17 protein-coding genes are annotated in these 19,092 nt (G+C 38.7%); 7 read left to right on the top strand and 10 right to left on the bottom strand.

Annotated features, from left to right (window positions below; translation table 11 throughout):
- Positions 1 to 166 precede the first annotated feature (166 nt).
- Complete coding sequence (locus N7931_RS15680; protein ID WP_262795295.1) at positions 167 to 1,417, top strand: GGDEF domain-containing protein; 1,251 nt, start codon at positions 167 to 169, stop codon at positions 1,415 to 1,417.
- A gap of 47 nt (positions 1,418 to 1,464) precedes the next feature.
- Here the strand turns inward: N7931_RS15680 and N7931_RS15675 are convergent, their stop codons facing one another.
- Positions 1,465 to 1,821, bottom strand: a complete 357-nt coding sequence (locus N7931_RS15675; RefSeq protein WP_262795294.1) for a hypothetical protein — start codon at positions 1,819 to 1,821, stop codon at positions 1,465 to 1,467.
- Between the two features lie 141 nt (positions 1,822 to 1,962).
- On the opposite strand from N7931_RS15675, the gene ccoG reads away from it, so the two are divergent.
- From ccoG to N7931_RS15660, 3 genes are all read left to right on the top strand, one after another.
- The gene (gene ccoG / locus N7931_RS15670) at positions 1,963 to 3,396 is read left to right on the top strand and encodes a cytochrome c oxidase accessory protein CcoG (RefSeq protein ID WP_262795293.1); all 1,434 of its coding nucleotides are present in this window, start codon (positions 1,963 to 1,965) and stop codon (positions 3,394 to 3,396) included.
- 79 nt (positions 3,397 to 3,475) lie between these two features.
- A complete protein-coding gene (locus N7931_RS15665; protein ID WP_262795292.1) occupies positions 3,476 to 4,474 on the top strand; it encodes a serine/threonine protein kinase in 999 nt (332 codons plus the stop codon).
- A 67-nt stretch (positions 4,475 to 4,541) separates the two neighbouring features.
- Positions 4,542 to 5,165: a thiol:disulfide interchange protein DsbA/DsbL gene (locus tag N7931_RS15660; RefSeq protein WP_262795291.1), complete on the top strand. Its 624-nt coding sequence runs from the start codon at positions 4,542 to 4,544 to the stop codon at positions 5,163 to 5,165.
- A gap of 109 nt (positions 5,166 to 5,274) precedes the next feature.
- Here the strand turns inward: N7931_RS15660 and N7931_RS15655 are convergent, their stop codons facing one another.
- Genes N7931_RS15655 through glyQ form a run of 3 tightly spaced genes read right to left on the bottom strand, consistent with a single transcriptional unit; the run spans position 5,275 to position 8,804 of the window.
- Positions 5,275 to 5,757, bottom strand: a complete 483-nt coding sequence (locus N7931_RS15655) for a hypothetical protein (RefSeq protein WP_262795290.1) — start codon at positions 5,755 to 5,757, stop codon at positions 5,275 to 5,277.
- 57 nt (positions 5,758 to 5,814) lie between these two features.
- Entirely contained in the window at positions 5,815 to 7,884 is a 2,070-nt protein-coding gene (gene glyS, locus N7931_RS15650) for a glycine--tRNA ligase subunit beta (RefSeq protein WP_262795289.1), read from the bottom strand.
- Entirely contained in the window at positions 7,884 to 8,804 is a 921-nt protein-coding gene (glyQ, locus tag N7931_RS15645; RefSeq protein ID WP_262795288.1) for a glycine--tRNA ligase subunit alpha, read from the bottom strand. Before glyQ ends, glyS begins: the two co-directional genes overlap by 1 nt.
- 225 nt (positions 8,805 to 9,029) lie before the next feature.
- On the opposite strand from glyQ, the gene N7931_RS15640 reads away from it, so the two are divergent.
- Positions 9,030 to 9,509 carry a GNAT family N-acetyltransferase gene (locus tag N7931_RS15640; RefSeq protein ID WP_262795287.1) on the top strand — a complete coding sequence of 160 codons (480 nt, stop codon included), beginning with the start codon at positions 9,030 to 9,032 and terminating at the stop codon, positions 9,507 to 9,509.
- An 82-nt stretch (positions 9,510 to 9,591) separates the two neighbouring features.
- Here N7931_RS15640 and N7931_RS15635 read toward each other — a convergent pair whose 3' ends face one another.
- The 4 genes from N7931_RS15635 to N7931_RS15620 form a co-directional block, all read right to left on the bottom strand.
- Entirely contained in the window at positions 9,592 to 10,929 is a 1,338-nt protein-coding gene (locus tag N7931_RS15635; protein WP_262795286.1) for a hypothetical protein, read from the bottom strand.
- Between the two features lie 119 nt (positions 10,930 to 11,048).
- A complete protein-coding gene (locus N7931_RS15630) occupies positions 11,049 to 12,266 on the bottom strand; it encodes a phosphoenolpyruvate carboxylase (protein ID WP_262795285.1) in 1,218 nt (405 codons plus the stop codon).
- Positions 12,263 to 12,898: a condensin complex protein MksE gene (locus N7931_RS15625; RefSeq protein ID WP_262795284.1), complete on the bottom strand. Its 636-nt coding sequence runs from the start codon at positions 12,896 to 12,898 to the stop codon at positions 12,263 to 12,265. The genes N7931_RS15630 and N7931_RS15625 overlap by 4 nt, the downstream gene beginning before the upstream one ends.
- Positions 12,895 to 16,620 (bottom strand): ATP-binding protein, encoded by a 3,726-nt coding sequence (locus N7931_RS15620; protein WP_262795283.1) that lies wholly within the window; start codon positions 16,618 to 16,620, stop codon positions 12,895 to 12,897. The genes N7931_RS15625 and N7931_RS15620 overlap by 4 nt, the downstream gene beginning before the upstream one ends.
- A 259-nt stretch (positions 16,621 to 16,879) precedes the next feature.
- On the opposite strand from N7931_RS15620, the gene N7931_RS15615 reads away from it, so the two are divergent.
- Positions 16,880 to 17,371, top strand: a complete 492-nt coding sequence (locus N7931_RS15615; protein ID WP_262795282.1) for a hypothetical protein — start codon at positions 16,880 to 16,882, stop codon at positions 17,369 to 17,371.
- Positions 17,372 to 17,406: 35 nt separating this feature from the next.
- A complete protein-coding gene (locus N7931_RS15610; protein ID WP_262795281.1) occupies positions 17,407 to 17,637 on the top strand; it encodes a hypothetical protein in 231 nt (76 codons plus the stop codon).
- Here N7931_RS15610 and N7931_RS15605 read toward each other — a convergent pair.
- A complete protein-coding gene (locus N7931_RS15605) occupies positions 17,634 to 17,894 on the bottom strand; it encodes a hypothetical protein (RefSeq protein ID WP_262795280.1) in 261 nt (86 codons plus the stop codon). The two genes, N7931_RS15610 and N7931_RS15605, sit on opposite strands and share 4 nt — an antisense overlap.
- A 77-nt stretch (positions 17,895 to 17,971) precedes the next feature.
- A complete protein-coding gene (locus tag N7931_RS15600) occupies positions 17,972 to 18,853 on the bottom strand; it encodes a LysR family transcriptional regulator (RefSeq protein WP_262795279.1) in 882 nt (293 codons plus the stop codon).
- Between the last annotated feature and the right edge of the window lie 239 nt (positions 18,854 to 19,092).

Here is a 19,092-nt window from a genome sequence, read left to right as displayed (position 1 = left end):
CACTTTTGAGTTAATGTCACAGAGTTAACGTAATAGCGACTCAATTTATTCCATCCAGTTTAATACTTGCAAAAAAAGCATGAACGGGTTCACAAAACCTCAGCGTAAGTGTATATTTCACCTGCAATTAAAAACCTGATTAAAATAACTAAAACGTGAGGTTAAGGTGCAATTTTATGTATTCATTCCACTCATATTAATCATTGGGTTACAGTGGCTTACACCCGGTTTTAGTCAATTATTAGCACAATCTTTTCCGGGTGCTGTTTATGGCCTTTTGTTTTTGGCTGCCTCATTAACTGCAATTATGCGCCAGTGGCGTTGGCTTTATAGTCTCGCTTTAATTTTTAGCCATTATCTAGTTGTGCAAAATACCTTGCAGCAAGCGTTAACTGTGCCTGAAGCTGCAGCCATGTATTTATTTATGCCTGTCGTGATTAGCCTACTTATGCTTGGTTTGCAGTTTATAAAAATTCCTCAACTGCCAACTAAACAAGGGTTTGCATTATTAGCCGGACTGATTTTAATTCCGCTTTGTTTTCAATGGGTAGGGTTAGAAAACTTAATTATTAATCAAACCTTACCCGCGTTTTTTAGTGACGCTATCAGCACAGATTCCAGATATTCGGTCTTTTTATTACTATTTGTTATTTGCTCTAGTTTGGGCTGTTTAGCTGCGCTGTATTATTATCAGGCCAGTAGTCAGGAATATAGTAAATTTGCGGCTTGGTTTTCATTAATGCTGTTTTATTTAAATATTGAACAGGCAAGTATTTCTGGTTGGATGACATTAGCTGCATGTTTCTGTCTACTGGTCAGTTTATCGAATCAAATGTTAAAACTGGCCTATATAGATGAACTCACTCAACTTCCACAAAGACGCGCTTTAATGAGCCATTTAAACCGGTTGAGCAAACAAAGTGCAGTCACTATGCTGGATGTTGATCACTTTAAAAAATTTAATGACACTTGGGGGCATGATGTGGGTGATCAAGTATTAAAACTCATTGCTTCTATTTTATCTAAAACCAAAGGGGTAAAAGCGTACCGGTATGGCGGTGAAGAATTTACTTTGGTTTTTAATCATAATGATCCCGAAGTTATTGCAGAACGCTTAGAATATATCCGCTCACGTGTTGCCAATTACCCTTTGGTTTTTAGACAAGCCAGTCGCCCGCACGATCATCAAGCCGGAATGCAAAACCGTAATCAACAAAATCAAAATGTTGGAAAAATTTTGCATGTAAGTGTGAGTTTAGGCTGTGCTATTCGACGCCCAGATGAAAAGCCTGAGCCGTTATTAAAACGAGCTGATATTGCTTTGTATGAGGCTAAAAAAGCTGGCCGCAATAAAGTCATGTTTGCCGACAAAATAACGCGTATCCAATCTCAAAAAAATAACTTAAAAGCCAGTTAAGGCTGCAATGATTATATGGCTGGAAAATAGTCGCACAGTTATTCCCGCTATTGATGAATCGCCTTGGCTTTATCACAAACTAGCAATAAATGAGCATTGCTCAATATTGGATGATAAGGTTTTGCCTCATAACAATAATTATTAATAAAGCTTAAATAACTTTGCTCTGTGCTGGTTATATCTTTAATTAACTGTTTTTCCTGCGGGCTAAAAGATTCTAGCCAAAACTGTATGCTTTTAGAAAACTGCTGAGCCTGATTACTCGTTTTCGTTTTACTTTTGTGCTCTAACATATCCCATATTTTGGCAAAGCTTTCATTTTTAATTTGCTGAAATTGTTGGGTTTTAGATAATTGAACAGCAGCCAATAAAATCACAGCCCAAATTATTAATTTTTTTAGCATAACAACCTCAATAAAACTTAGTGTTTAATTGATCTAAAACATAAATAACCAAAATAGTGCAAATTAGCTTTAGCCACAGACTTGCCAAACACGTTATACTATAGACAAGCTACTTTAAGTCATTGAGTTTAGAGCTATCAAATGAGCGACAAAATCGAAATAAAGTCTGATACTTCTCCCGTCAAAATTCAACCCGTAAAAAGTAACCCAGCCGGTGCAGGCCAAGCTAGAAACCGAATTTATGTCCGAGCTGTTTCTGGTCTTTATCAAAAAGTAAGACAACGCATGGGCATAGTCTCTATGCTGTCTTTTATGATTTTACCTTGGTTACAGTATAACGGTCAGCAAGCTATTTTGTTTGATTTAGCACATCAGCAATTCAGAATATTTTCGGTAACCTTCTGGCCGCAAGATTTATTACTGCTTGCCTTTATTTTTATTATTGCTGCTTTTGCGTTGGTTTTGGTAACCACTTTTATTGGCCGGGTATGGTGCGGATATATGTGCCCGCAAACGGTATGGACGTTTATTTTTATCTGGTTTGAAGAGAAAATAGAAGGCACTCGCCACCAGCGAATGAAACTGGATGAACAACCGACCAGTAAAAATAAAGTGCTCAAAAAAATAGCTAAACATGCCTGCTGGATTGGCTTTAGCTTATTCACCAGTTTAACTTTTATTGGTTATTTTGTGGAGATTGGCGATTTATTTATCGACTTTTTCACGTTTTCAGCCGGTTGGCTGGTCAGTTTTTGGGTATTGTTTTTCACCTTTTGTACTTATGGAAATGCAGGTTGGATGCGCGAAATTATGTGCACCCATATTTGCCCTTATGCCCGTTTGCAGTCGGCCATGTTCGACAAAGATACATTTACCGTAGCTTATGACAAAAGCCGTGGTGAAAGCCGTGGACCAAGACCCCGTAAAGCCGATCCCAAAGCTTTAGGGTTAGGCGATTGTATCGACTGTAATTTATGTGTGCAGGTTTGCCCAACCGGCATAGATATTCGTAACGGCTTGCAATATGAGTGCATTAACTGCGGAGCCTGTATTGATGCCTGCGATGGGGTAATGGATAAAATGGGCTATCAAAAAGGGCTTATCAGTTACACCACAGAGCGGGCATTATCTGGCGGTTTTACCAAATTATTCAGAGGTAAATTACTGGTTTATTCTGTGTTGTTAGTGGTGATGATAGTGATATTTATCAGCACTTTAGCTTCGCGCACAGCATTTGATTTAGATATTATCCGCGACAGAAACCAGCTATTTCGTGAAAATTTTAATGGAGAAATTGAAAACAGCTACACCTTAAAAGTGCTGAACCAATCACAAAATACCGTAACTTATCGTTTATCTTTAACTGAACTGGCTGAAGAGTATAAATGGATGGGTGAAACCCAAGTAACGGTTAGTGCAGGTTCAGTAGAAACCTTACCCGTTACGTTAGCTGTTGATCCTAAGTTATTAGACGATACCAGAAACGACTTTTATTTTGTGATCACCACAGAGTCAGACAATGGCGAAACTGAAACTCTGCGTCAGGAAAGCCGATTTTTCAAAGGCCACAGATAAAGCTGAATATTTGTTTTCATTCGCTTTATAAATTAGCTTGTGTATTATTACCATCAACTTTTTTTGGTTAAGGTTTTATATGCAAGCTGATAATTTACAAAACTTTTCGTTTGCTTCTCTAACTCCAGATTTAATTTTAGACGCAATTGAGTCAATCGGCATTCGCCCAGAATCGGGCTTAATTGCACTTAACAGCTATGAAAACCGGGTTTACCAGTTTGTTGCCGAGAATAATAAACGTTATGTGGTTAAGTTTTATCGTCCGGCTCGCTGGGATCAGGCTCAAATTTTAGAAGAGCATGAGTTTGCCAAACAATTAGATGAAGCCGAAGTTCCGATTGTTGCCCCGCTGGTGATTAATGGCAGCAGTTTACATCAGCATCAGGGTTACTTGTTTTGTTTATACCCTAGCGTGGGTGGCCGCGCATTTGAAAACGATAACTTAGATCACCTTGAATGGATGGGGCGTTTTATTGGCCGGATTCACCTGGTTGGCCAAAAACAAAATTTTCAATACAGACCTAAAATAAGCTGCGAAGAATATCTGGATTTAGCCAAACAACATATTATCGACAGTAAAATGTTACCCGTGACATTAGAAACCGCTTTTATGTCGATTTTAGAGCAACTGATTCACGAAACTAAAGCCAGATACAATACCCAAGGCATTAGCCTGTTACGACTCCATAGCGACTGCCATGCCGGCAATATTTTATGGCGTGATGGACCTAACTTTGTTGATTTAGACGATGCCCGAACCGGCCCGGCAATTCAGGATTTATGGATGATGTTATCCGGCGACCGGCAACAGCAAATATTGCAACTGGATACCATGCTCAGTGGTTACGAAGAGTTTTGCGAGTTCAATAACAGAGAGCTGAAATTAATTGAGCCACTGCGAGCCATGCGCATGGTGCATTATATGGGTTGGATAGCTAAGCGTTGGTGCGATCCGGCATTTGTTCATAGCTTTGCTTGGTTTGCAGAGGATAAATACTGGGAACAGCAAATATTATCGCTAAAAGAGCAACTGGCTGAATTATTTGAGGAACCATTAAGCTTGATGTCAGGTCTATGATACGGTAATTTAATCTAAATTTAGCTTTTCAAGTTTGAGCATTAATTATTATTCTTTGGATAACATTATGAAAAAATTATTAAGTTTTATCTTTGTCTTATGCACAATTCCACTTACCGCTTGCGCAGAGCCAGCACCAGCCTATAAAGAAGGCACTCACTACGAAGTGTTAAATAAACAAGCCAGTAGCAAACCGGAAATTAAAGAGTTTTTCTCTTTTTATTGCCCGCATTGCTTTGCATTTGAGCCAATTGCAGAAGACATTAAAAAAGATTTGCCAGAAGGTGTTGATTTTAAACGCAGCCATGTCGATTTTATGCCACGCAACAATAAAGAAGTGGCCACAGGTTTAGGCAAAAGTTTAGCTGCACTTCAATTAATCAAAGAAGAAGAAAAAGGCGTAGCAGCCATTTTCAGACATATTCATAAAGACAGAAAACAATTTGGTTCTATGACAAATGTACGCGATACCTTAGTATCAGCCGGAATTGATCCAGAAAAATATGATGCGGCTTTTAATAGCTTTATTGCAGCAGGTCAGGCTAATCAAATGAGCTCAGATCAAAAAACCTATGATATTCGCAGCGTGCCAACTTTAATTGTAAACGGTAAATACAAAGTGCTTTCACGCGGCTTAAAAAGCGAAGACGATTATAAAAAGCTTATTAACTTTTTATTAGAGAAAAAATAAATAGAGAAAAAATTCAAAGTAATTATCAAAAGCAAATTACAAACAACAAAAAGCCCCGCTGGCATTAACCAGCGGGGCTTTTTTTATATATTTTCTTTCTCAGCGTTAATTAAAAGCTTGATACCATATCTAATAAAGCATTTTTAGGGGTTGGTCGTACCCAAACCTGAGGCTCATCTTCATCACTAAAGTCGATAAAAAAGTCATAATCCCCAGTTTCTTGCGGTACAAATTTAAAAGGCTCAAATTTAGCACTACAATTAGCTGAGACCTTATTATCGATTGTGACTAACTGATCACTTTCATCAAAATAACCACAGTTAGCGCCTAATGACCAGTTTGCATCTGCAAATTTAAACTCATAAGGCTGACCATCGGCAATCAATTCAACGGTTGATTTATAAAGCTGACCTTCGATTCGTTCAACTTTTGCATGTTCCTCGGTATCCCACCAAGTAAAGTTACCACGCAAATACAGAAACTCTGCCCGATTAGTTTCAAGGCTGGCTGTTTGCTCTATTGGTGTCATTGAACAACCGGCAAATAACGTACTGCTTAAAACTAAAAGTAAACTAAGTTTAGTTGATTTCATCTTCAATCCTTTTATCTGACAAAGCCGGATTATTTATTAATCCGGCTCAATTTCGATTTATTTTTGAAGCACAGAAATATCTGCAATTTGTAAAAATAAATCTCTTAACTGCGACAATAATAATAAACGGTTATTTCTGATACTTTCATTTTCGTCCATCACCATTACATTATCAAAAAACGCATCAACCGCTTCACGTAAAGTGGCCAGTTCAGCTAACGCTTGCTGATAATCTTTGGCAGCAAAAACAGGCTCAAGTTCAGCTTGTTTTGCGGCAACTAATTGATAAAGCGTTTTTTCTTCTGCGGCTTGCAGTAAGCTTTGATCAACTTGAGTAGCTAACTCAGTTGGGTTTTTAGCTAAAATATTGCTAACACGTTTGTTAGCAGCGGCTAAAGCTTCTGCGGCATCTAACGCTTTAAATGCCGATACGGCTTTAACACGTTTATCAAAATCAACCGGTGCAGTTGGACGCTGAGCAAGTACAGCTAAAATAATTTCAACCGGATAACCCTGATCCTGATACCAAGTACGGAAACGGCCAAAAATAAACTCAACCACATCCTGCTCTACCGTATCATTGGTTAACTTATCACCGAACAAACTAACCGCTTTATGAGTTAGTTCTGCAATATCCAGTTCAAGTTCATTTTCAACAATAATTCGTAGTGCACCAATCGCTGCACGACGTAAGGCAAACGGGTCTTTATCGCCCTTTGGTAACATTCCAATGCCAAAAATACCGGCTAAGGTATCAAATTTATCTGCTAATGCGACCGCACAGCTTACCGGATGCTGAGGTAATTCATCACCGGCAAAACGTGGCATATATTGCTCGTTTAATGCATTAGCAACCGCTTCGGCTTCACCGTCGTGACGTGCATAATGCATCCCCATTACGCCCTGTACATCGGTAAATTCCATTACCATTTCGGTCATTAAATCTGTTTTTGACAATAAACCTGCACGTTTAGCTTCAGTACCATTACCGCCAATTTTTTCAGCAATAAATTCAGCTAATTCAGCAATTCGCTCAGACTTTTCATATAAAGAGCCCAATTTTTGCTGAAATAATACCGTTTTTAAGCTTTCTAAACGGCTTTCTAGGGTTTTCTTTTTATCGGTTTTGAAGAAGAATTCTGCGTCAGATAAACGCGGACGAATTACTTTTTCATTACCTTTAATCACCTGAATTGGATCTTTACTTTCAATATTAGAAATAAAGATAAATTTATTGGTTAACTTGCCTGACTGGTCCAGTACAGGGAAATACTTCTGATCGCCTTTCATCGTATAGATTAAAGCTTCATCCGGTACTTCAAGGAATTTTTCTTCAAAAGAAGCAACCAATAATACTGGCCATTCAACCAAGCCGGTCACTTCTTCTAATAAATCTTCGTCAATATCCGCTACACAACCAAACTCAGCCGCTTTTGCTTCAACCTGAGATTTAATCTGAGCTTTACGCGCTTCAAAATCAGCGACAACATAAGCTTGTTTTAATACCGCTTCGTACTCATCAGCATGGTTAATATTCACAAAACCTTTGCTGTGGAATCTATGCCCCTGTAATTGAGTTGCGGTTTTAATGCCTAATAATTCACCGTTAATTGACTCGCCACCAAATAACACAGTAGCGGTATGCACTGGGCGAATAAATTGAGTATCAGAAGCACCCCAGCGCATCGGCTTAGGAATCGGCAATTTAGCTAACGAACGCGCAGCCATATCAACCACTAACTCAGTTACTTTTTGGCCAGCTACTTCAGCTTTATGTAACAACCATGCGCCTTTGTCTGTTTCTAAGCGTTCGGCTTGATCTATTTCAATACCACAACCGCGTGCCCAACCTAATGCCGCTTTAGTTGGATTACCGTCTTGATCAAATGCAGCTTGAATAGCAGGGCCGCGTTTTTCAACCACCTTATCTGCCTGCTGAGCGGCTAATGCCGTTACTTTTAATGCTAAACGGCGTGGTGATGCAAACCAGTTCACTTGCTCAAAACTTAACTCGGCCGCACTTAACTCTGCTTCAAAATTTTCAGCAAAAGCCTCAGCCAACTTACGTAACGACTTTGGTGGCAGCTCTTCTGTACCTAATTCAATTAATAAATTTTCAGTTGTCATTATTTACCTGCCTGCTGATCATTCTGTTTTAACAACGGGAAACCTAACTCTTCACGCGCAGCATAATATGCTTCAGCACAAGCTTTAGCCAATGCACGTACACGTAAAATATAACGTTGGCGCTCAGTAACGGAAATCGCATGGCGCGCATCTAGCAGGTTAAAAGCGTGTGATGCTTTCATTACTTGCTCGTAAGCAGGTAAAGGTAAATTATTTTCAATTAACTTCTGGCTTTCTTTTTCACATTGGTCAAACTGAGCAAATAGCGCATCCACATCGGCAAATTCAAAGTTGTAAGTAGATTGCTCAACTTCGTTTTGATGGAATACATCACCATAAGTGACTTTACCCATAGGGCCGTCAGCCCAAACCAGATCATAAATACTGTCTACGCCCTGAATATACATAGCTAAGCGTTCTAAACCATAAGTAATTTCGCCCGATACAGGTTTACATTCAAGTCCGCCTACTTGCTGGAAATAAGTAAACTGAGTGACTTCCATACCGTTTAACCAAACTTCCCAACCTAAACCCCATGCACCTAAAGTTGGCGATTCCCAGTTATCTTCAACAAAACGAATATCGTGAGTTTGAGTATCAAAACCTAATAATTCTAAAGAACCTAAATACAGCTCCTGAATATTGCTTGGTGATGGCTTTAAAATAACCTGAAACTGATAATAATGTTGTAAACGGTTTGGGTTTTCACCATAACGGCCATCTGCCGGACGACGACATGGTTGCACATACGCGCAGTTATGAGGCTCAGGACCTAAAGAGCGTAAAAATGTCATTGGGTGGAAAGTACCAGCGCCCACTTCCATATCTAATGGTTGAACAATGACACAACCTTGTTGCGCCCAATAATCCTGTAATGCAAGGATAAGACCTTGGAATGTTTTAATATCGTACTTAGCCATAATGGGTGTGAGTACCTTATTGTTTATCTGGTTATTTGTCTGATTTGTTGACGTAAATTAGCGTTTTCGTGAAACGAAAATGAGCCTGATTATACCTAACAGAGCAAAGCGCAACCAGAGTAAATTCGCCAAGATTGAGACAAAATTGCAAGATTTACCGGCTTTACCTGAAAATTTACGCAAAAGCTGGTAGTTTAGCGGTTTTTGATCATCCCGCTTAGACAAATGCTAAATATAAAACAAATACAACTTGAAGACGAAATACAAGCCGCTGCATTGCTTAATTTATTAAAAAATTATGCGCTTGATCCTATGGGCGGTGGAGAAGCACTTAGCCCATACAGCCAGCAAAATTTAATTGCTCAACTTAAATTAAGAAACGACTATATCGGCTGGTTAGCTTATTGGCAGCAACAACCCGTTGGGTTATTAAACGCATTTGAAGGGTTTTCAACGTTTTACGCCAAGCCTTTGTTAAATATTCATGATTTAACGGTGGCAAAATCATTCAGAGGCAAAGGCATAGCCAATCAATTAATGCAAACGGCTGAACATTACGCCAGAACAAATCATTTTTGCAAACTCACGCTTGAGGTATTAACCGAAAATGCAGTTGCGAGAAATTTATATGTAAAACAAGGCTATCAAGCTTACCAACTGGCAGAAAATGCCGGTGTTGCGCAGTTTTGGCAAAAAGAATTATAGAGAAATTGATTTTACTATAGGGTGGGCATTGCAATTAGGCCTCACTCTTTACAATTAGGCTTTAGCTTGGTGCACGATAGCATTAATCCCCAATTCTGCGGTTTAATTCAGCTCTGATTTTATCTAAATGAGCTGGCAAACTGTTTAATACTTTTTCTTTCGCTTGCGAGTCGATATTCTCCCAGTGGCGGTAAGCATTTAAATAAAAATTCATAATTAAACGCTCGTTTTGCTGATAGTTTTGATTAACAAAATTAAGCTCTTGGGCAATCGATGCATTTTCCTGCTGACGTAGCGCTCTAACTATGCCAAAACCAGCCTGATTTTTAGCACGCTCAGTTTCGATTTGATTTAACCAGTTAATCGCCTGCTCTAAATCATTTTCCGCCAACCGAGATGCGGCATTACGTGCCACCGAATCTTTTAAACGAATATCACTAATCTGGCGGTAAAAATTTTCTAACCCAAGATTATCTTTTTGCTCAATAAACGCACTGGTCACTAGATCTAAATTTCTCGGATTAGCCATATTCTCATGCTCTAAAACATAATCAGCAGCCACTTTTGGAGTATCCGCTGCAATATTTTCAAGCGCACTTTCAAATAAAACCGTATCTGGTGTATCGCTATAAAATGCCATTTGCATTGCCTGATACGGATCGTTTTTAGCAATTAATTCAGAAACCTGCTTTTGGTTGTAACGCTGAAAACCACGCGATAACAATTCGCTTTGGCGAGTAAATTGATAAATTTCTAACTGTAAATCAGGATTTGATGCTGCATTTTTTAATACCTGCGATACGGCGCGTAAATTATCGGTATGCTCAAACATATTTCCCATCGCATCAAGATCGGTTTGTTTTAACCATTGCCAAACCTGCTCCGAGTTATGTTCATTCAGCGCTAACAGCAATTCATCAGCGTATTCAGCTCTTTGTGCAGAATCCATCAACGCCAGCATATTGAGTGCATCTTGCGGATGTTTTTGCGCATAATAATGCATTAATAGCAAACTCACCTGTTTTACTTCACCACTATTTTGAGCGGTTAAATGAGTCAGAATAAAATCCTGTTGCTGGGTTTTATCACCTTGCGCCACGCTTAACATTAAGCCCATTAAATCCAAATAATCAGCTTCTCCCATTTCAAAATCTGCAATGGTTGTTTTTGAACTTGGCACATTGTGCGCTGTGGCATAATCCTGGGTATTATCTGAGCCAGATGCTACATCAGCGGCCTGTGGGTTATCGTTTTTTGGCGTATTTTGAATTAATTTCTGCCAAAATCCGGGATTGTTTTTAGTTTGACGCTCAGACGATTTTGTCGACTTATCATCCGAATTAGAATCGCCCGAAAACTGATATGCACCAAAACCATAACCGATAATTAAGGCTAATAATGTCATTAATAAAGCTTTCACTTTTTATTCCCTGAATTTGTTTTTGTAGCTAAATCAATATAACCCAATATTAGCTTAATTTATCTGTCATTGACTAAGTAACCTCAATTCGGTTTAACAATTCAAATTAGTCCAAAAAATTAACTAAACCAAAGTTCAACATCTTCAATAATTTTATTACCGCTATAAATTGGGTGATCGGTTAGGCTTTTTTCTATTTCAAAATAACTTTTTTCGGTATCCGGTAAAGCTTCGTATTCACCGATTACCTGATAAAGCCAAACTTCCTTATCAAACGCCAGTTGCTCTGTTTGATGATATTCAAGTGCAGACTGACGCTCGCCACTATCAATAACCTGACAAAAATAAGCTTCAACTTGCTGTTTAACTTTATTTTCATCTAGCTCAACTTCGGCCATTTTTTCAACTTGAATATGTTGGCTGGCATTGGCTGGCGGATGAGTTTTAAGATGATAAATTGCTTTTAAACGGCCGACTATTTGGCTTAATTCAACTTCGTGCTGTGGATTATTCACATCGACCGCTGCCGGTTTAATGACACTATCGGCTAAATTGAACAAAGCAGGCACTTTTGAATGCTGAGTATATTGCGCGGGCTGATAAGCTGGGTTTTGCTCTAAGTGTAAAACAAATCCTTTAAGTAAACGGGTACGCCCTTGGAACTCTCTAAAGCGGCCTAATAATTCGGTTAATCTGGCTTGCGCTAAACTTAATTCCTGCGTAATAGCCGCAAAGTTAGATTGCAAAGTAACCACTAATAAACGGCGTAAATCGCGGTTACTGCCTGCCTCAATCGCTAATTTATCAAATTCAAACAATTCGAGCTGAGCAAGTATTTCGCTGACCTGACTTTGCGCTAATTGGTTTTCCCGAATTTTGGCATCAATTGAAGCAACATAACCAAACTCTTTATGAATTTTTGCCCACAAAGCACGCACACCTTGTTTAAGCGAGTCGATTAACGCATAAGTTAGTTCAGTTAAATCAGCCAAATGTGCCGCAGCTTCTGCAAACCTATGTTTATGACTGGCCTCTTTGTAATGCGCCACTAAAGTCATTACTTTATTAAGTGCGCCGCCTACATTAGCATCAATCTGGCGATTGCGTTCATCGCTTAAACCTTCTTCCAATAAAGCTCTAACCACCCTGCGCAAACGCAAATCAGATTCCGCATCTGGTCGCCAAATAATACCTAGCGTTTGCAAATTATCTAAAACCTGTGGCGAATAAATACTTTCATCGACAGTGCCGGTCAGATAAGTTTGCATAATTAAGTCGCTATGGCGGCTTAATGCCCGTAAAAACTTGGTGCCCGCCTGAGTAAAGTTATCCTTCACAGTAAGCTTCCTTGTTGCATGGCTGCATCTGCCTGTTCAGTCAGCGATAAACTTTCTGTTTCGTCAATAAACCGAATCACTTCGTAAATATAATCCAACTTACCGGTAGCAATAAAAATCAGTTTTTCCGGATTCGGTTTAATTAAATAACCCAACTCTGTTAAGCGTTTAAAAATTTGTTTAATCTGCCCGTCCACTGTTTTGCTGGTTGAATTAAATAATGGATACGCTGAAATTTTGGCTAACTGCTCAGTCAGTGCAGGGGTATCTTCAATTGTGGTTTGCAGCTCGTTTAAACGAATCGCCGCACCTTGAGTTAACGGCACATCTTTACCGCTGGTTTCCTGCACTAACAACAACCACTCGGTTAATGGCAATAAGTTGGTGGTAATTTCTCTAAACTGGCGCTCAAGCACTTTACGTTCTTTGTCTGCTAAAGCTAAATAACCGGCAAAATAAACTTCGCCTTCTACTGCGGTTGCTAGCGTGCGATTTAATAAGTTAAGCTGGGCTTCAATTTGCGCGGCATTTTTATCGTCCTGCAAATATAAAAAGCTGTCTTCATTACTGACTCTACAAATAAATTCACCAGATAATAAAGCTTCAAGCACTAAACCTTGTTGACTGATCATGCTTTAACTCCTTGATTTAATACTGGCTCTGATTTGTCTGTTTGCTCTGTAGCTTGCGCCTTGGTTTGGCGAGCTTTAATTCGGGCGCTAATCGGATTTAACCTTGGCTGTACCACTTGTAATTTTTTACTGGCTTTGTCAATTAAATAACGGTTATCAAATAGGCTTAATACTTCTGATTCAGGATTCGGGAACGCCCCGACAATCGCAATATTATTTTGCTCACAGGCGGTGAATATTTTTTTGACATTGCTTTGGTGTAATGTACCTAATTCGTCAATCGGCCAATGAATAACGGCTTTTGACTGGCCACGCAATAAACGGGTAAATGCCAATAAAAACTTACATAAAATCAAATACGCCATACCATGACTGGATGATTCATTGAGTTGTCTGTCGGTGCGGATAACTAAAGTGCTGTTACCCTCTTTAATGGTTAATTCAATATCCAATAATTTACTGATCCCGCCAGATAAAGCTGAACGGCCAATAATATCCAATGCTCGTTTTATGCTTTGTGCATAATCTTGCGTTGGCAATTCATGTGCACCTTGTTCAATCCATTCTAAATAAAGCTGTTGGAAATTTTTAAGCTCAGGCCAAAATTCCAGCTCGCTGATTTTAGAACGAATTTTGACCGCAGAATCGGAGACACCTTCCAGATAAAGTTCTTCGTCAACCTCTTTACTAATCCGGCTACTTTGACTGGCAATACGTTTATCAATGTCGGCCAGTACCTGATAATAGCTGGATAAATCTTTACCAAAAATTTTGCCCTGATCACGTAAGCCTTGCAGTCGTTGTGGCACAAATACATGAATTAGCTCAGCCAGTTTTTCAACCAATTTACGATGATCCAATACTAAAATACCGCTACTGTTAAGTTGGCTACATTCTTCACGCGACTTTTCCCAAATTTCAGCTAAACCAGAGCCAGATTGTGATGCAATTAACGTATCAAACCGGTCAAGTTGTTGCTTAATATCCGCTTGTAATTGTTCGCGCTCGGTTAATAACTCCTGACCTTGGCTAATTCGCTGGGCTAAATTGCCAGATTCTTTAACCACATTGGCCGGCGGTAATTTAAGTTTGCTAAGCAGGCGATTAATCAGCTGTAAATCATTTTCTTGGGTTTTAGCGTCTCTTACAATTTGCTCAAGCTCTGTTTGCTGCTGAGTTTTTTGCTCGCGCGCTTGCTGATAATTTTGGCCTTGGCGACTTAGTTGGCGCTCGGCTTCAGTTAAATCCTGTTTTGCCTGATTCAACTCCGCCTGCCATTTAAGTTTGTGACCGTTATAAACACTCTTATACCAGTGCAGATAATCGCTCACCAAATTACGGTTTTTCTCAGTAAAATTAATATCCTGCGTTAACTTGGCGATTTGCTGTTTAAGTTTGCCAATTTCATCTACATCAACATCGCGTTTAGCCAGTTCGTTTTCAAGCCAAATGTTGGCTTGTTTTTTATCCTGCTTAACTGCATTTTGGCTTTGGCTAATTCGTAAATTAATTTGCTCAATTTGCTGCTGGGTATCAGCAATTAGTTGCTGCCAATGCGCTTTATGTTCAAGCTCAGCTTCAGCTTGTTGATCTGCGACTTCCGCAATACAAGCATCGAGTTCCGATGTTTGAGCTTGTTGACTAGCTTTAACTGCATTAAGGCGTTTTTCAATTTGAATTTTCCGCTCTGCAACCGCGTGTTGATATTGGCTAATCAGCGCATCTTTATCTTGTTGCAGACGTTTTCTGGTTTGCGTTTTATTGGTTAATTCAATTTTAAATTCGCTGATTTTACGCTCAGCTAAGGTTAATTCTTCATTGGCTTTAGCTAACTCAAGTTCAGCCTCGTCCTGTTGATTTTGAGCCGTTTCCAGCTCATTTTGGGCAAGATTTAATTTGGCTTTTAAAGCTTGTTCAGACTCAGCATATTCAGGGGTATCTAGCGCATTTAAGTCTAATAACAAGTTATAAACTGACTCATTATTTGGCTGCTCGCTCAAAGCGGGTGCTAAATCGGTACGCTTTAATAAATCAGGATGAATTACTTTACCTAAATCTTGCTCCCACTCTGGTCGCTGTTTGCGTAAAAACTCAAGTAAAGTATGCTCACCCGGATACAATAGAGCTTCAACCGCTTCAACCTGTTGCTCTTTTTTAAGGCTAAGCTGACGGGCTTTAGCTAAAGTTTCATCGGCCTGCTGGCGATTTTTCTGTGCCTGTTTAGCTGTTTGCTCAAGCGCGGTAAGTTCTTCCCGGCTAATATCTTCGGCTAAACTGGCTTCTTTAATTTGCGCATCAAATAAATCCAGCTCAGTTTGCTCATTTACATTAAAGCCTGTGTGTTTAATTTCTACGTTCAGCTCAGCTTGTTGTTTTTCAAGTTGATGCAGCGCTTCGCTATATTCATTTTTAATAGTTTGAATTTGTTGAATAAAGTCTTGTTTTAACTGTTGTAGCTTAAATTCTGACTGATGTTTTTGCTCGGCAAGATCTTCTGCTTTTTCATCTTTTTCGCTGCGGTACGCTTCTATTTCTTCACTATATTTTTCGCTAATTTCGGCAAGGCGTTTATTAAAAGCCGATTCTATATCCGAATGTTTTTCAGTTAATAACTGGTAGCGCGATTGAGCAGACTGCAACTCGCTTTGCCATCTTGGTAAGTCGGTTAATTTTTGTTTAAGCGCCTCAATGTCTTTATCTTGCCAGTTAAAATAATCCTGCTCGACTTGTTCTAAGTCTTGTTCATATTGATTAACATCGGCTTTGGCGCTCGAAATGCTTTGGTTAAGCTTGTCTCTTTGGTGTTGCCATTTATTTTCAAGCTGGCGTAAATCTAGTGTGGTTTCTTCAAGCAAGCTTTGGTTTTCAATAATCACCTTGCTTAGTTTGCTTAAATCAAGCGCATAATGTTGTTTTAGTTCGCTTAATCTTTGCTCATTTTTTTGCAGTTGTTTATGGCTTTGTTCAAGCTGATTAAACTCAGGTTTAATCGCATCAAACCCTTGAATAAGCTGACATTCTTTTATCCATTCATCCACTTTAGCCACATTGAGTTTAGAGCTTGGTGGCTGCACCCCATCCTCTTCCAAAATTGCAGAAACCATAGCTTTAATGGTTTCCATTTTACCTTCTTTGGAATGCACCGCTTTGGCTAATTTTTCAATATGACGCAAACTTGAATCGTTTTCACATAGGCTATATAAACGTGCATAACCTAATAATTCACGATTATTACTGCTGCTATTAAGCTGGCTTCGGTCGTTTTGAATAATCGCTCTAAATTGTGAGGTATTTAATAAACTGGTTTGATTAATACCTGCACGTTTTAAATTACGCCCAAGCTCCACCATAGTAACAGGTTTAAGCTCGCCCGAAGGTTGGGTTTGCAGATAGTCTTCTAGCTCAAATGCTTTGCTGATTAAACGATAATTTACGCCACTGCCAGAGGAAGATAAAACAGCCTGACAGCTTTGCCCTTCGCCTCTTAAATATTCATAAATAATAAAACTCGACTCACGCGGTAAATACCAGCGCTCAAAACTATCACGGGTAGAAGGCACAACCCGGCTTGGAAACTCGCCATAAAATACCGGAATCAGCCGTTGTAATGTGGTTTTACCAGACGCATTAGTCCCACAAATATTGGTGTGTCCATTTAGTTTTAGCTCTACCACACCAGGCAAATGCGTATCTATTAATATTATCCGTTGCAAACTGCGCATATTTTTTGTCTTCTGTTAATCATTTATCCAAACAAATATAAGGGCTGGATTATATACCCAAGCAGCTTGAGGATACTAGGTTCAGCAAAAGGTAAAAAGCATTGAGCTACAAGAATAGTGATAAGGGCGGTTTATTAGCATTTTGTCGTAGTTCTGCCAATATAATCAGTAATGAGCTTAACAGGCTTTTTATTACTTGAATAAATTGCTGACTAAAATCACAATAGTAAACTAATCATGTTACTCATTGGGGTTTAGAGTGTTTTTGATAGTTGGGTTTTCAGCACTTATTTTAATTACGTTTTATTTATTTTACCGAGCAGAAACTTTTAAAAAAGAACTAAATATTTATAAGGCTCGTTTTAGTCATTCACAAAGTACGAGTAAACATCAAAGTGAAATGATTGTTTTGTTAGCACATAGCCAAGCAGAGCTGCTAAAAAATAAACTAAATCAACTGCGCAATTATACTAATGAAGAAACTGAAACTATAAAGTTAGCTGAAGCTTTGATCTCTCAATACAGTAATATTGTGAATGATGTAGCGTTAAAAAGTCAGTCTGTTAGCAAGTCTACTGAAAAGTATCTACAGCGCAGTACCAGTTTCACCTCTACAGAAATATCACAAATAATAGCTCGCCAAAATAATGAGTTAAAGTATGCTTGGCAGCAAAACAATCTTGAAGGCTTTATTCGTTTTTGTGGTTTATTACTAGAGCCACTGCAAACAAACTCTAGCTCAGCGTTATAAATTATCTTTAGCCGATAAAAACCATAGGGAATATTATGATAGGCGTAAGCGAATTAGACTTATTGTTATATATAATTGGCATTTGCTTATTTTTAATGCCAATCGCCCTAGTCGCTGGTGATAAAAGAGTCTCTGGTCAGGAAAAAAATGGTTGGCTCTTAGCCACTATCTTTTTATCTTGGATAGGCTGGTTAGTTTTTATTTCAACCGCTAAACGTCAGATAAAAAAAACGAAAACGGTTAAAAGGCCAAATAAAAAACGTTAATTTTTATTTTCTGATTTAGGGTCTCTCGACTCCCTCAATACAATATCTGGGTGAGCGTCTAACTCTCCATCTTCTGAGATGGCAACAATTTGACCATCTCTTATCAATACAGCCAATTTTCCAGCTTCCGTATTACGAATAAACGCCAGTTGATAACCAAACTGAAATAATGAATTCGCCGAAAATTTTTGAGCCATGCTCAATTCATCCCACCATTGATTGGAGGTAAGAGATATGCCTCTCTTATCATTGGCCATACAATGTACTCCTTTGCTTAGCTTGTGCTCAATAAAACCAATTCAATTAATAATTGCATGAGTCGCCAAAAAATCAATTAATTAATCTCTAACCGGCCAATATTATCCTGAAAAAAATCTAAAAATACGCGGGTTTTAAGTGGAATATCGCGGCTTTGGTACAATACGCTCAACTGCTGGGCAAGTGGTTGTTTAGATAAAGTTAAACGCTGCATTTTGCAGTCTAACTGGCAAGTATAATTTGGTAATTTAGTTAAGCCTAAATTACGTATTGTCGCCTGCTGGCGCATTTCGGGGCTAGAAAAAATAGCTCTGGCTTTTACTGGTACAGCTTGTAATTTATCTCCCTCACGAAACAACCACTGCTCCTGACTATGCGACAAAATACAATGTTGCTCAATTAAGTCTTCTGGGTTGTTAATTGCGCTCGCATCAAATTCTAAACTGGCATAAATGGATTGCGGAAAACTTAATAAAGTTTTAGCCACCCAGTTAGATTCGGGTAACTGAGCTTCGTGCAATACAAAGGTAATATCAAATTTATGATTATCCTGCGGCAATGGGCCAGAATAATGCGCACAGTTTAAAGTAATTTTGGGATACAAACGCACAAACTCTGCAATTAATGAGCTCATTATTTGGTTAAAAAATTCAAGCGGTAATAAAATATTAAGTTGCCCTTTTGGCTCGTTAATTAAACTACTAACATCTTCTTCAACCTGATAAAGCGCATCAATATGCGGTTTACTCGCTTGATATAACAATTCGCCCGATTCAGTTAAAGTTTGTTTACGAGTTGTACGCATTAATAAAGGATTGCCAACCGCCTGCTCAAGCTGAGCCAAATGGCGGCTCACTTTCGACTTGGCAATATTTAACTTTTTAGCCGCTTTAGTGAGCGAACCTTCATCAACCAAAGTAACAAAAAAGAGTAGATCATCCAGACTAGTTTGCATCATTCAACCTTAACTGTTGCAAAAATAGAACAATAGTTTCTATTTATACCCACTAATCAATAAAAAGCAAACCCGATAAACTCACTTCCGAATTCAACAGATTAATCATTAACCTCAACTCTGGATAAGAAGTTAGCTAAAGCCTTTAATTTATTGGTTTTTAGTTTAAGTTCTTTTTCTAGTGAGGGATTTTTTCTGAGAACAAGGCGAATTTGCGTACGTAATAGCTGGCTATTACTAGC

This window comes from Catenovulum sp. 2E275 (assembly GCF_025515275.1).
Lineage (GTDB): Bacteria > Pseudomonadota > Gammaproteobacteria > Enterobacterales > Alteromonadaceae > Catenovulum.
Note: the sequence above shows the minus strand (reverse complement) of the source record. Positions and strands in the feature narration are given on the sequence as shown.

What these genes read in the sequence shown, in the direction of transcription:
- N7931_RS15620 (WP_262795283.1), bottom strand. Translation starts at nt 16,620, where the DNA reads ATGCGCAGTTTGCAACGGATAATATTAATAGATACGCATTTGCCTGGT.
- N7931_RS15665 (WP_262795292.1), top strand. Translation starts at nt 3,476, where the DNA reads ATGCAAGCTGATAATTTACAAAACTTTTCGTTTGCTTCTCTAACTCCA.
- N7931_RS15600 (WP_262795279.1), bottom strand. Translation starts at nt 18,853, where the DNA reads ATGATGCAAACTAGTCTGGATGATCTACTCTTTTTTGTTACTTTGGTT.
- ccoG (WP_262795293.1), top strand. Translation starts at nt 1,963, where the DNA reads ATGAGCGACAAAATCGAAATAAAGTCTGATACTTCTCCCGTCAAAATT.
- N7931_RS15605 (WP_262795280.1), bottom strand. Translation starts at nt 17,894, where the DNA reads ATGGCCAATGATAAGAGAGGCATATCTCTTACCTCCAATCAATGGTGG.
- N7931_RS15675 (WP_262795294.1), bottom strand. Translation starts at nt 1,821, where the DNA reads ATGCTAAAAAAATTAATAATTTGGGCTGTGATTTTATTGGCTGCTGTT.
- N7931_RS15610 (WP_262795281.1), top strand. Translation starts at nt 17,407, where the DNA reads ATGATAGGCGTAAGCGAATTAGACTTATTGTTATATATAATTGGCATT.
- N7931_RS15625 (WP_262795284.1), bottom strand. Translation starts at nt 12,898, where the DNA reads ATGATCAGTCAACAAGGTTTAGTGCTTGAAGCTTTATTATCTGGTGAA.
- glyS (WP_262795289.1), bottom strand. Translation starts at nt 7,884, where the DNA reads ATGACAACTGAAAATTTATTAATTGAATTAGGTACAGAAGAGCTGCCA.
- N7931_RS15640 (WP_262795287.1), top strand. Translation starts at nt 9,030, where the DNA reads ATGCTAAATATAAAACAAATACAACTTGAAGACGAAATACAAGCCGCT.
- N7931_RS15655 (WP_262795290.1), bottom strand. Translation starts at nt 5,757, where the DNA reads ATGAAATCAACTAAACTTAGTTTACTTTTAGTTTTAAGCAGTACGTTA.
- glyQ (WP_262795288.1), bottom strand. Translation starts at nt 8,804, where the DNA reads ATGGCTAAGTACGATATTAAAACATTCCAAGGTCTTATCCTTGCATTA.
- N7931_RS15660 (WP_262795291.1), top strand. Translation starts at nt 4,542, where the DNA reads ATGAAAAAATTATTAAGTTTTATCTTTGTCTTATGCACAATTCCACTT.